This is a genomic window from Asaia sp. HumB (genome assembly GCF_030263835.1).
Classification (GTDB): Bacteria; Pseudomonadota; Alphaproteobacteria; order Acetobacterales; family Acetobacteraceae; genus Asaia; species Asaia bogorensis.
Window position 1 is genome coordinate 1,389,551 of the sequence record NZ_JARPML010000002.1, and the last position, 12,888, is coordinate 1,402,438.

Below are 12,888 nucleotides of genomic sequence, written 5' to 3' on the forward strand. Positions count from 1 at the left end.
GAATGGACGCAACGCCGCCCCTCTGGTATCGCAGAAACCCGCTCGCCATGTCGATCCATGCCCCGGACAGGATAATTTTCATGAGCTCTGAAGTTCCGCCCCGCCCCAACAGCCTGCGCAACGGCCCCGATCAACGGGGGCGCTTCGGTAGTTTTGGTGGCCAGTTCGTTGCAGAAACACTCATGCCTCTGGTGCAGGATCTGTCGGATGCCTACCAGACAGCCAAGGCAGACCCGGAATTCCGACGCGAGCTGGATTACTATTTCCGCGATTACGTTGGCCGCCCCAGTCCGCTCTGGCATGCAAAACGCCTGAGTGACGAACTCGGCGGCGCGAAAATCTATCTCAAGCGTGAAGAGCTCAACCATACCGGCTCACACAAGCTGAACAATGTGATGGGCCAGATCCTTCTGGCACGCCGCATGGGCAAGACGCGCATTGTGGCGGAAACCGGCGCTGGGCAGCATGGCGTGGCCACCGCCACGGTCTGCGCGTTGTTCGGTCTGAAATGCACGATCTATATGGGCGCCGTCGATGTCGAGCGACAAAAGCCCAACGTGTTTCGCATGCATCTGCTCGGTGCCGAGGTACGTCCGGTAACGGCAGGGTCAGGCACGCTCAAGGATGCCATGAACGAGGCCATGCGCGACTGGGTCGCCAATGTGCATGACACATACTTCCTTGTCGGCACGGTGGCAGGGCCGCATCCCTATCCGGAGATGGTGCGCGACTTCCAGTCAATCATCGGCATCGAAACGCGCGAGCAGATGATGGCCGTCGAGGGACGCCTGCCCGATGTGCTGGTGGCGGCAATTGGTGGTGGTTCCAACGCCATGGGCCTGTTCCATCCCTTCCTCGACGATGAATCCGTGCACCTGATCGGGGTCGAGGCCGCAGGTCATGGGCTGGATAGCGGCTTTACCGCAGCGTCCATCTCCCGCGGTCGCTCGGGCGTGCTGCATGGCAATCGCACCTATCTCCTGCAGGACGAATTCGGCCAGATTGCCGAAGCCCATTCGATCAGCGCCGGGCTGGACTATCCCGGCATCGGGCCGGAGCACTCCTGGCTGAACGATATCGGACGCGCCGAGTATGTGGGTGTGACTGACAAGGAGGCGCTGGAGGCCTTCCAGCTTCTGACGCGTACCGAAGGCATCATCCCGGCGCTCGAATGTGCGCATGGTCTGGCTCATGTCATGAAGATCGCCCCCTCAATGTCGCCGGACCAGATCATCGTCCTCAACCTGTCGGGCCGTGGCGACAAGGATATCTTCACCGTCGCCGAGCATCTGGGAGTTGCGCTGTGAGTCGTATCAAGGCCCGTTTTGAATCGCTCAAGGCAGCAGGGCGCGGCGCGCTCATTCCCTACCTTCAGGCCTATGACCCGGATCTGGAAACCTCTCTCGCCCTACTCAAGGGCATGCCCGCGGCAGGGGCCGATCTGATCGAGATCGGGGTGCCCTTCTCCGATCCATCCGCCGATGGCCCGACCATTCAGGCCGCCGCGCTGCGTGGCCTTAAGGCAGGCGCTACGCTGGCCGGGGTGCTCGATATGGTGCGCGCCTTCCGCGAGACAGATAATGAGACGCCGATCATCCTAATGGGCTATCTCAACCCCATCGACAGTTACGGCCCGGCACGCTTCTGCACCGATGCTGCCAAGGCGGGTGTTGATGGTCTGATCATTGTCGACCTTCCCAAGGAAGAGAGCGATCTTCTGTCAGGAGACGCGCAACGCTGCGGGCTGGATATCATCCAGCTGGTGGCGCCCAACACGCCCGACAGCCGTTTGCCCTATCTGCTCGATACCGCATCAGGCTTCATCTATTACGTGAGCATCACCGGCATTACGGGCACGCGCACTGCGAGCACCGATGAGCTCGCAGCCGCGCTCCCGCGCCTTCGTGCCGTCAGCCCCCTGCCGGTTGCCATTGGCTTTGGCATCCGCACCCCGGAGCAGGCCGCGCAGGCGGCTTCGGTGGGTGATGCTGCAGTCGTGGCCTCAGCCCTGATCGCGACACTCGCTGACACGCTGAAGGATGGAAAGGCAACCGCAGAGAGCGTTCCGTCTGTTCTGGGTCAGCTGGCAGACATCGCCAAGGCCGTTCGCCAGAACTGAGCGGCTCTTGCATAGCTGAACTGAAGTAAAAAAGGCTGCCCCGACACGATGTCGGGGCAGCCTCTTTCATGCGCCGTCATGGCGGGATATCACTGCCCGTCGCGCTTGAGCGACATGCCGAACGCCATTGCGGAGATACCGCCGAAGATCAGCTCGATGGCAATGAATGTGCCGATAAGCCAGAGCCCGGACCACGGCAGGGTAACGAAGATGAACACCCCGGTGAACAAGGCAACTGCCGCACTGAGAATCATTGTCCACCAATTGGCCACGTGACGATGGCCCAGCGCCCAGAGCCCCCTCATTACGCCTGAAGCCATGAAGCACCCGGCCAGGAAAGCTGTCAGAAACAGCGATCCCGTCTCGGGTTCCTGAATAAGAAGAATACCGCCAAGAACGTAGAGAAACCCCATCAGGGCAGTAATCCAGAACCGCGACCCCGGCACGTCACGATGGGCAAAACTCTGCGCCAGATAGGCGACCCCCGAGAAAATGAGCAACATGCCAATAACGACGATGCTCGCCAGCGTGGTCACAACAGTATCGAGAAAGGCAAACACACCAAGCAGGATGAGGGCGGCCCCAATGCCGATGAACCAGTTTGGTTTCAGCTTGGGCGTAAAGGGTGGCAAGCCAGGAATACCGCCTCCGGGAAAGCTCCCGCCTGTGAAGATCCCGCCAGGTAATTCATCGCTGCGCGAGATGTCGCCCGGATCATTGTCACCGGAGGGTTTGTTTTCTGGGGTGTTGCCAAAACCAGACATTACTTTTTACCTTTCTTTCTCATCATTACGCACGAGGCAGGCTGCAGACCGCAAGGCGACGCCCTAAAGAATACGTGACCACCAGCGCCACCTGCACCCATGGGACAAGACGATGTTTCACGTGGAACATTCCCAGGCTTCGCTGCACAAAACGTGATCGGCGCGTCCTGCTGCCATCAATACGTATTGACCAGTCATCATCCCCAGGATCGCAGGTCAGGAGATTGTCACATTTGCCTCCTGACAGTATTGAACACTGCATGAGTGCGAAAGACTTCCGAGCCCGGCTCGCCAAACTGCTATCAGGACGGGACAGCAAAGCACCGAACGGGAATCACGCACGTCATCACCCCCGCCCGATCTTGATGGAGCCTACGGCAGCCCGTGCGCCCAGCGTGCTGACCCGCCGTGTTGAGGCCCTTCGTGCTGGCATCCGCCTGGCCGGGGTCGTTATCTGGGTGCCGCTTTCAGTGGGATTTGAGGCTTTACTGCTCCCCATCCCCGGCGTCCTCAAGATACGCTGGACACGGGTCATCTGGGGCGTTCTATGCAAGTTGCTTGATCTGGATATCCAGGTTGTTGGCAGCCCCGTCGGCACAGTCGGCGGACAGAAAGGACGCGATCGGGGTGAGCGCCCCGTTATCTATGTCGCCAACCATTCGTCCTGGCTCGACATCCCTGTACTGGGAACCAAGATCTATTCCGTATTCGTCGCCAAAGGCGACATCGAACGCTGGCCCATCATGGGGTTGGTCTCCAAGATCGGACGCACCATTTTCGTGAGCCGCAACCGGAGCACAACCGGGCGTGAGCGAGACGAAATGATCACGCGTCTTGCGACGGGAGATAATCTGATCCTGTTCCCTGAAGGCACATCCTCGGACGGGTCACGCGTGCTGCCCTTCATGTCCACATTCTTCGCCATCGCGAAGCTGCCCCGCCTGCCCAAAAACGCACCGCCCGTGGATATGCCCTCCTACCCGCCCGGACTGACGCCACTCATACAACCTATCTCTCTGGTTTATGACCGGCTGGAGGGTTTACCCGTCACGCGCACCCGACGCGCCATTTTTGCCTGGTATGGCGATATGGATCTGGGGCCTCACGTCTGGCAATTCTTGAAAACACGCAATAAGCGTGCGACCGTCCTGCTTCACGCGCCTCTGGCACCAGAAGACTTCCCCAGCCGCAAGGCGCTGGCCAATGCCGCATGGTCTGCCGTCGCACGCGGCGCCGCAGAATTGCGCCAGAACCGGGATACCATGACGGGTTGGCAGCCTGATCTATCGCGCTGACACGCGCGACGGCCAGAACACAACGATCGAAACACACCAATCAGAAATCGATTTCTGTCGTCGCGTGATAGCTCCGGGGCAAGCCGGCAACTGCCGAATTCGTGGCATTGGTGCCGCCATCGACAGAACTCGGATAGACCGAAGCCCAGTATCGCGCATTGGTTACATTACTGACCCCGAAGCGAAGGACCATCGGCACGCGATATACGTGAAAGCCATAGCGCGCACCCAAATCGAGGGTCGTGAACGAGGCAACGAAACTGCGGTTTTCGTTGTCGGCTGCGCGTCTGCCAACAACATGCATACTGGCATTGACCGCGCCACCCCGCGCCCAGCCGGGGTGATAATCGAGCAGGATATTGGCCTGCACCGGAGCCACCCCCATAACCTGCTTGTGCGATGTCAGTGCAGAGCCTGTGTTGCCAACCTGCGCATCAAGCCACGTAACACCCCCTATGACACTCAGCCCTTCGCTGACCCGCCCTGCAACCTGCCCTTCGACGCCGTAATTGCGTTGTGTTCCCGCCTCGCGATACAGGCTGCTCACCGGATCGGTGAAGGCAAAATCACGTGTCATGCGAAAAGCCGCGGCACTCAGCATCACCCCCGACCAAGGGCGGTATTTTGCGCCCACCTCATATTCTTCCGAGCGCAGCGGTGCGAGCACGTCATTGGCATTCCGGCTCGACGCCGGGGCAACCGGCCCCGCCTGAACAGACCGCCCCCATGTGCCGTAAAAGCTCGTGTGCTCGTCGAGCCGATAGATCAGGCTCGTCATGGGGGTAAAAACACCAGAGGCGTTATAGGCGGCGGTCGTGACGCCATTGCGGTTGCGGCTCGTCGTGTCGAGCCAGCTCCAGCCAAGTGTCGCCATGATGGAAAAATGGCGGTTCAGCGCCATCGTATCCCCCAGGAGGAGGGATTGTGTCAGGATCGACGCGGATTGATAACGCCCCGAGAAATAAGGCTGCGTCCCTGCGAACACGGTCGGGGCCCCGATACGGGCTGTTCCCAGTATCGTGCTCGCCCCCGCGGTCGGATTGAAATTGCCCATGCTGTAACCGTTCGAGCCCAGCACCAGCTGATGCGCAAAACGCCCGGTGTGGAACCGGCCATTGACATAGGCGAGGTTCGACCAGACCCGGAAATCATTGGCGGTCGTTGCTGCCGTGATGGTGATGCGATATCGCCCCGTATCGTCAAGCAAGGCATTGGTGACACCAAAGACATTCCGCCAGGCATCCTGATACAGGCCGCCCAGCGTAAGCGACCAGTTCTCGTTGAATGTGTGAATGACCTTGGCCAGCGCCGTATTGGTTGACGCGTTATAACCCGCGAAATCCTGACCATATCCCTGCTGCGCAAGATCGGGCGCCTTGGGCAAGGAAAGCCCCGTGGCAAAGGTGAACCCTCCGGCATAACCACGCTGGGCATAGCTGTACTGGCTGGCGTCGATCTGGATCGTCGTCCGGTTGTCGAGCCTGAAATCAAACGCCCCGGCAATCAGCCCGCGTCGCAGATGCGTACCGGGGGCATAGGTCGTGCCAGACTGGTTGAGCATCGTCACACGGTATCCAAACCATCGCCCATGCCCCACCCGCCCCGATGCATCGAGTGACTCCAGGGGCGCACCCGCCGAGTCCACTCCGAACACCAGATGCTCGCGGGCGTGATCTGTCGGCCGGTTCAGCGTGTAGTCGAATGTTCCCGCCGGATTCTGCGGTCCATACAGCGCGCCCGACAACCCGTTGAGCACCTGAAGGGAATCGAACATTTCGGCAGCATAAGGCGTCGTGATCACCATATTGAGCCCGTCCATACGGGAATTCGCGATCACATCCGCTTCGAAGCCCCGCGATTGCGGACGGCTGGTATTGGGGTCTCCCCGCATTTCAAGCTGCACCGAAGGCAGGTACTGCACCAGATCATTCGCATTGCGCGCCTGCTGGTTCACAATCACATCCCGTGGGACCGCCATGATGGAAAAAGGCGTGTCCAGCAGCGAGCGCGTGCCCAACGGCCCAAGAGACGCATCATGACGGCCATAATCGGCCCCCATACCGGACGCCTGACGACCATGCACAATCACATGCTCGTCTCGTTGCCCGGTCTGCGGTGAGGGTTTGTCGGTGCCTTGCAGCGGCGCTGCTTTGCCCGAGCCTGTGACGATAGCGGTGCTCCCCCAAGTCAGCAGGAGCAACAGGCCATAACGCAGGGCAGAGTGGGTTGAGTGATTGGACATAACCCGTATTCATGCCGAAACGAACGCCCTCTTGCCAGACTGCCTTGCACTGCCTCGAAGGTTTTTGCGCCCGATCCTTGAGCGACATGCCGACGATCGTTGTCAGAAGCGCCCGCTTCTGGCCGGGAAAGCGGCTACCTGATCGGCATTGCTCAACCTATCGGTGAATTGCACATAAGGCTGATCACCCATGCCTCACGCCCCCTTTTCATGAAGCGCAACATGGGGCAGCCTGAGCCGGTCCGTCTCTCCCGCCGATGAGATGGAACAGTCGACCATTTCGCTCTGACTGACACCCAAGAAGGACAAGAACGCTCCCATGGTTTCGAGGACAACGCGCATGACCCGTCGTTTGCTGCGCCCCGCATTGACTGCCCTTCTTTTCGCTGCACCGGCTTCGACGCTCCATATCTCCCGAGCGGCTGCACAGGCCGTGATCACGGGCAACCAAAGCATGACCGCAACGGTCGAGACGATCGATCCGGAAACACGTACCGTTCTGCTGCGTGACAAGAAGGGCGGATTGCTCAACCTCACCATCCCCAAGGATGCGAAGAACCTTCCCCATCTTGAGGCTGGAGACCAGATTTCGGTCCGTTTCTTCCAGACGATGGCAGCCGATATCGCCGCACCCGGCACGCCCCTGCCGGAATCGACCGTGTCATCCGCCAAGGGTTATGCCCGTCGCCACCCGCATGGCACGCTCGTATCGTTCCAGCGTCAGCGCGTGAAGGTGGTGACCGTCGATGCGGCTGCCCATAAGGTAACGATCATCGATCATGCCGACATCACACGCACCATCACTGTGCGTCAGAAGGCGCTTCAGCCCCTGCTGAACAGCCTCAAGACCGGCGATGACGTTGATGTGACGACAATGGATGCCGTGTCATTTTCCGTACTCAACCGGACCGTCAATGGTGATGTCTCGGTTACCGAAAAAACCGGCGAACAGACTCCGGCAGTAACACCGGCTCACTGACTATTCGGGCAGGGTGCGGGGCTTTGCCCTGCACCCGCAGAGGGGCAAGCCCCACTAATCCCCGTTTCAAACCAGGCAGGTTTCCAAAGGACGACCGTCCTTTGGCGAGGCATGGGGCAGCGCCCCATACATCCGCTTACTGTGCAGGCTTGGCCGGCTGCCAGAGCGTATCTGGCGGCGGCAGATGAGGGGAATTATCAATCACCCCATAGCCATCGGCGGCGTAGCCATGATGGGCCACCTTGCGGGGGCCGCACCCCACAAGCACCAGACCACCGACCAGAAGGGCGAGAGACAGACGCCTCAAGCGCCTGGCTCCAGACGCAGACTGTCCGCCACGGCACGGGCCAGCCGGGTATAGGCCTGCGCGGCTTCGCTGTCGGGCGAGGAGAGGATGATCGGCGTGCCGGCATCAGCGCTCATGCGAATATCGGCCAGCAGCGGAATTTCGCCAAGGAACGGCACATTGGCCTTCTCGGCTTCGGCCCGCGCACCCCCATGACCGAACAGCTCGGTGCGATGGTTACAGTTGGGGCAGCAGAAATAGGACATGTTCTCGACCACACCGAGCAGCGGCACATTCATGCGCTCGAACATGGTCAGCCCGCGGCGGGCATCCAGCAGGGCAATGTCCTGAGGGGTGGAAACGATCACGGCACCGCGCAGACTGAGCTTCTGGGCGATGGTCAGCTGGGCGTCACCTGTACCCGGCGGCATGTCGATCACGAGCACATCGAGGGCGGGCCACGCCACGTCGCCCAGAAACTGGCCGATGGCCCCCATGACCATCGGGCCGCGCCAGATCATGGCCTGCTGTTCATCCACCAGAAACCCGATGGACATGGCGTGCATGCCCCAGGCTTCAACAGGAATGATCTTGCCATTTTCCAGTGCAGGCTTGGCGGAATGACCAAGCATGCGTGGCAGGGAGGGGCCATAGATATCGGCGTCCAGCATGCCGGTACGCAGCCCGAGCTTGGCCAGACCGGCTGCAAGGTTGACGGCAGTGGTCGATTTACCCACACCGCCCTTGCCGGAGGCAACGGCGATGATGGCGCGCACCTGGGGCAGGGCCTTGCCATCGGGGCGCATGGGCTGAGGATGGCCGGGGCTATTGGCGGGCTGCTCGAGCTGGAAGGGTCGGTGCCCCTGAGGCTGGGGCGCAGCCTTGCCCGGTGCACGATGGGCCGTCAGGATGATCGTTGCGCGCGAGATACCAGGGAGACGCGCAAGAGCGGCTTCAGCACGGGGACGCAGGGGTTCGATACGCGCCGCATCCTCGCGCGACGTGGCGAGAGAGACATGGGCGTGTCCATCACGCACCGCCACACCTTCAAGCGAGGCAAAGCTCAAGACATTGGATGTGCCGGCTTCATCCTGAACCAGGCGCAGGGTCTCGAGAATCCTGCGCTGGTCTTCCTCGTTGGCGGGTTTTTCAAAATCGGTCATGGTTGTCCTCTGGCGACGGGGCGCTTCTGGCGACGGGGCCGGGCCTTATCCCTTTCGTTTAACATGGCGGGAAGTGGATCGCGCAACCATCTGCGCGTATGAGCAGGTCAATACCGGGGCAGATGCACCCGGGTCGTCCGGGCAGGAGAGCATGACAGGCATGAGCGAGGCCACAACCGACGCCACCCCTAAACGCAAGAAGCGCGACCATCGCATTGATGCCCTGCGCGGCATCGCGCTGCTGATGATGCTGGCCGATCATGCGCCACAGGATGTGCTCAACCGCTTCACATTGCGCAATTTCGGCTTCGCCGACGCCGCCGAGATCTTTGTGCTGCTGGCGGGCTATGCCTCGTGGCTGGCCTATGGCCGCCTGATCCTGCGCGGACCGCCAACGGGTGGATGGGTCATGGGTATCGAGCGCATCGTGCGCCGATGCTGGCGCCTCTATCTGTTCCAGATGGTCATGTTGCTGGTGTCGGTTTTCACCATACGCCAGTGGCGGCATTATTACCCTGTGCCCGTGGATTTTCTGGAGCCCGAACTGGCCCATGGCCATGAGTGGATCTGGAGCGTCCTCAGCCTTCAGGCATTGCCGAACAATCTGAATATCCTGCCGCTCTATATCGTGCTGCTTCTGGCCTTTCCGCTGCTGGTCTTTCTGTGGAAGATCTCGCCATGGCTGCTGGGCGGGGTCAGTCTTGCGCTCTGGGGGCTGATCAACAGCGACCCCACGCTCAACCTGCCCAACTGGCTCGACCCCGATGGCTGGTATTTCAACCCGCTGGCCTGGCAGTTCATTTTCACCCTTGGCATGCTGGCCGCCATCATGGCGGGCAAGCGCGAGGGCAATCTACCGGGCCCCCTCTGGGCCAAATGCCTTGCCGGAGCCTATCTGCTGTTCGGCGCGCTTGAGTGCTTTCCCTATGAAAGCTGGAACCTGCCCAGCCTGAGGCCGCTCGCCGTCGTGCCGCAGGCCGACAAGTCCGATCTGGCCATCTGGCGCTGGACCGACGCTCTGGCCATCCTGCTGCTTGTCCAGTCCTCCGTAACGGCCACGCGCCTTTCGGAAACACGCATCGGGCAGGGTCTCGCGCTGCTGGGGCGTCATTCGCTTGAGGTATTCAGCTTCGGCACCATTCTCGACCTGTTTGCCCGACTGGTGATGAACAGTTTTGGCGATGGCTGGGTCATCCAGATTCTGGTCAATGTGCTCGGCTTCCTTGGGGTCTATGGATTGTCGGTCTGGCTTGATCGCCATCGCCGTCAGGCCGCTCTGATGGCGGGTGAAACACGTAAGGAAGCCCGGGCGGAAGAGAAGAAAGATCGCAGTGCGGAGATAGGTGACGCAAACCCCTGATTTGCGTTAGCCTAGCGCCATGAAACATCGCCTCGTTCTTGCCGCCCTGATGGGCGGCTGGGTTTCCGCCGCCTCCTCCGCCTTTGCCGACCCTGCCCCGGCACCGGCCGCACCCGCAGCAGCTGCGCCGGCGGCTCTTGCACGCAGCGTTCATGCGGCGCCGGACTCCCTGGCCGATCTGGCAGCCAGTCTGCTGCCAGCGGTGGTGAACATCTCGATTTCAGCCACGCTGAAGCCGGGTGAGGATGATGACGATGATGACGGTCCGGACGCCAGCCCCGATGACGGACCGCAGGTGCCGCAGTTTCCCCCCGGCTCGCCGATGGAGAAATTCTTTCACGATTACATGAATCGCTCCCCCTCGCCTTCCGATCCACCACGCAAGATGCAGGCGCTGGGCTCGGGCTTCATCATCTCGCCCGACGGATTCATCGTCACGAACAACCATGTCATCAAGGATGCGGACAAGGTTTCCGTAACACTTCAGGATGGCATGGTGCTTCCTGCAAAGATCGTGGGGCGCGACAGCCGGACTGATCTGGCCGTGATCAAGATCGAGAGCAAGACGCCCTTCCCGACAGTGCCCTTCGGCGATAGCGACAAGGCCCGCGTGGGCGACCGCGTTCTGGCCATCGGTAATCCGTTCGGCCTGTCCGGCACGGTCACCAGCGGCATCGTTTCATCGCGTGGTCGAGACATCAATCACGGGCTGTATGACGACTATATCCAGACCGATGCCTCCATCAACCGGGGCAATTCCGGCGGTCCGCTCTTCAATCTCGATGGGCAGGTGATCGGCATCAACACGGCCATCTACAGCTCCAGCGGCGGCTCCATCGGTATCGGCTTTGCCATCCCCGCCAATGATGCCCGTGGCGTGATCGACCAGCTGCGCCGTGATGGCCATGTGTCGCGCGGCTGGATTGGCGTGCGTGTGCAGAACGTGACACATGAAATTGCCGATAGCATCGGCCTCAAGCCCGAAAAGGGCGCAATGATTGCCGGTATCGACCCCAAGGGCCCGGCTTCTGCGGCAAAGCTGCAGACAGGCGATGTGATTACCGCGCTCAATGGCAAGCCCATTGATGGCCACGCCCTGCCACGCCTCGTGGCCGAAATCGCGCCCGGCACCAAGACGGTGTTCGGCATCTGGCGCAAGGGCAAGACGATGGATGTCACCCTGGTGGTCAAACCCTCACCTGAGGCGCCGGACATGCCGCCAAGCGATGCCAAGGTCAAAGGCCCCAGCAAGCTCGCCCTGGCCGATCTGGGCGTTACCTTCTCTGCCATCGATGACGAGACACGCGGCAAATACAGCCTTTCGGATTCACAGCGGGGCGTGGTGGTAACCGATGTGACGCGCGATGGTGCTGCTGATACGCGTGGCCTTCAGCCGGGCGACGTGGTGACGGAAGTGCAGCAGGTGGCGGTGAATTCGCCGGATGCCCTGTCAAAGGAACTGGCACGCGCACGCCAGCAGAAGAAACATACCGTGCTCCTGCTCGTTCAGGGACAGGACGGGCTGCGCTGGGTGCCGCTGCCGCTATCCGGAGACTGATCTATGCCCTTTGCCTCACTGCTCCGGGCGCGCGAGGATGGTGAGGCCCCGTGGCGGCAGATGGTCAGAACCCTCGTTGCGGTGGCCCTGTGCTGGATCATCGGTGAAGCCACCGGGCTGGACGAGACGATCTGGGCCCTGATCACGGCGCTGATTGTCACCCAGTCGAGCATAGACCAGACTTTTTCCACGGCGCGCGACCAGATCATCGGCACGCTGGTCGGTGCCGTTGTTGGCACACTGGCCATCACCGCACGGCTTATTCTGGGTTTCTACTGGCCTATCTTCTGTGTCGCCCTGCTACCGCTGGCCTATATGGCGGCCGTTCGCCCCTCGCTGCGCTTTGCCGGGGTGACACTGATGATCGTCTATCTTCTGCCCTCGCATGGCGCGAACCCGTACTGGCCGCTGACCGAGCGACTGACCGCCATTTTCCTTGGTGTGATCGTCGCGCTGGTTGTGAGCTTCGTGGTGCTTCATGCCAGTGCGCGGCGGCGCGGTTTCCTCACCGCAGGGCGCATGTTCCGCGAGATGGACGAACTGCTTCAGGCGGCCCTGCGACGGCAGGAAATGTGGAGCGAACTCGAAGCCCGCAACGACCATTGCGCTCGCAATCTGCTGGTGATCAATGAATGTGTGGCAGAGGCCTATCGCGAAAACTGGGGGCTGCTCGAAAAACGCCACCCGATCCTGACCGTGCTGCCCGCCCTGATGCGCCGTATGCTCAGTGATACCATGCTGGTGGCCCGTGCCATCAATGCGGGCAAGGACAGGGGCGGCTTTTCAGGCGTGGCCGGGCTGCATACCGGTCTGAGCCATGCCTATCGCTCTCTCGCCCGGCGCTGCGAAATCCATGCTGCGGGCAAGGCCCATGAGAAACCCTATCGCCCGGGACGGGAAGACGTTCTGAGCGCACTGCCGACGCTGGGGCAGGATGCGCTACCCGAAATGCATTTCGTCATTGCCCTGCTGCGCCAGGATATGCGCCGCGCCACAGACGTGCTGATGAGCACGCCCGAAAGCCGGGCGAAAGACCTGAGAGACATGATCGGCAAGTAAGCCCCAGACAGGGAGCGCCTGCACAGATCGCGTTGAACTTGTGCTCCCCCTGTAACGTTGCTT

Annotated in this window: 12 protein-coding genes; 8 read left to right on the plus strand and 4 right to left on the minus strand. The window is 61.1% G+C overall.

The annotated features are described in order from the left end of the window. Positions 1 to 80 precede the first annotated feature (80 nt). A complete protein-coding gene (gene trpB, locus P5689_RS07320) occupies positions 81 to 1,307 on the plus strand; it encodes a tryptophan synthase subunit beta (RefSeq protein ID WP_285532648.1) in 1,227 nt (408 codons plus the stop codon). Further along, positions 1,304 to 2,119, plus strand: a complete 816-nt coding sequence (gene trpA / locus P5689_RS07325) for a tryptophan synthase subunit alpha (protein WP_285532649.1) — start codon at positions 1,304 to 1,306, stop codon at positions 2,117 to 2,119. The genes trpB and trpA overlap by 4 nt, the downstream gene beginning before the upstream one ends. A gap of 89 nt (positions 2,120 to 2,208) precedes the next feature. Here trpA and P5689_RS07330 read toward each other — a convergent pair whose 3' ends face one another. Further along, a complete protein-coding gene (locus tag P5689_RS07330) occupies positions 2,209 to 2,883 on the minus strand; it encodes an HdeD family acid-resistance protein (RefSeq protein ID WP_285532650.1) in 675 nt (224 codons plus the stop codon). Positions 2,884 to 3,248: 365 nt separating this feature from the next. Between P5689_RS07330 and P5689_RS07335 the strand changes: the two genes are divergently transcribed. After that, positions 3,249 to 4,178, plus strand: a complete 930-nt coding sequence (locus P5689_RS07335; protein WP_285532651.1) for a lysophospholipid acyltransferase family protein — start codon at positions 3,249 to 3,251, stop codon at positions 4,176 to 4,178. Positions 4,179 to 4,218: 40 nt separating this feature from the next. On the opposite strand, the gene P5689_RS07340 is transcribed toward P5689_RS07335, so the two are convergent. After that, a complete protein-coding gene (locus tag P5689_RS07340) occupies positions 4,219 to 6,420 on the minus strand; it encodes a TonB-dependent siderophore receptor (protein WP_285532652.1) in 2,202 nt (733 codons plus the stop codon). A gap of 99 nt (positions 6,421 to 6,519) precedes the next feature. Between P5689_RS07340 and P5689_RS07345 the strand changes: the two genes are divergently transcribed. Next, positions 6,520 to 6,681: a hypothetical protein gene (locus P5689_RS07345; protein WP_155996833.1), complete on the plus strand. Its 162-nt coding sequence runs from the start codon at positions 6,520 to 6,522 to the stop codon at positions 6,679 to 6,681. 79 nt (positions 6,682 to 6,760) lie between these two features. Continuing rightward, positions 6,761 to 7,399, plus strand: a complete 639-nt coding sequence (locus tag P5689_RS07350) for a hypothetical protein (RefSeq protein WP_035444365.1) — start codon at positions 6,761 to 6,763, stop codon at positions 7,397 to 7,399. Positions 7,400 to 7,535: 136 nt separating this feature from the next. Here the strand turns inward: P5689_RS07350 and P5689_RS07355 are convergent, their stop codons facing one another. Both P5689_RS07355 and P5689_RS07360 read right to left on the minus strand, forming a co-directional pair. Then, positions 7,536 to 7,706 carry a hypothetical protein gene (locus tag P5689_RS07355; RefSeq protein WP_155996832.1) on the minus strand — a complete coding sequence of 57 codons (171 nt, stop codon included), beginning with the start codon at positions 7,704 to 7,706 and terminating at the stop codon, positions 7,536 to 7,538. Then, a complete protein-coding gene (locus P5689_RS07360; protein ID WP_062165534.1) occupies positions 7,703 to 8,848 on the minus strand; it encodes an Mrp/NBP35 family ATP-binding protein in 1,146 nt (381 codons plus the stop codon). The genes P5689_RS07355 and P5689_RS07360 overlap by 4 nt, the downstream gene beginning before the upstream one ends. A gap of 160 nt (positions 8,849 to 9,008) precedes the next feature. Here P5689_RS07360 and P5689_RS07365 point away from each other — a divergent pair, with 160 nt between their 5' ends. From P5689_RS07365 to P5689_RS07375, 3 genes are read left to right on the plus strand one after another with little or no spacing between them, the layout of a single operon-like run. Further along, positions 9,009 to 10,208 (plus strand): OpgC family protein, encoded by a 1,200-nt coding sequence (locus P5689_RS07365; RefSeq protein ID WP_240149234.1) that lies wholly within the window; start codon positions 9,009 to 9,011, stop codon positions 10,206 to 10,208. Positions 10,209 to 10,227: 19 nt separating this feature from the next. Further along, positions 10,228 to 11,766: a Do family serine endopeptidase gene (locus tag P5689_RS07370; protein ID WP_285532653.1), complete on the plus strand. Its 1,539-nt coding sequence runs from the start codon at positions 10,228 to 10,230 to the stop codon at positions 11,764 to 11,766. A gap of 3 nt (positions 11,767 to 11,769) precedes the next feature. After that, positions 11,770 to 12,825: an aromatic acid exporter family protein gene (locus P5689_RS07375; protein WP_051757754.1), complete on the plus strand. Its 1,056-nt coding sequence runs from the start codon at positions 11,770 to 11,772 to the stop codon at positions 12,823 to 12,825. Positions 12,826 to 12,888: the final 63 nt, after the last annotated feature.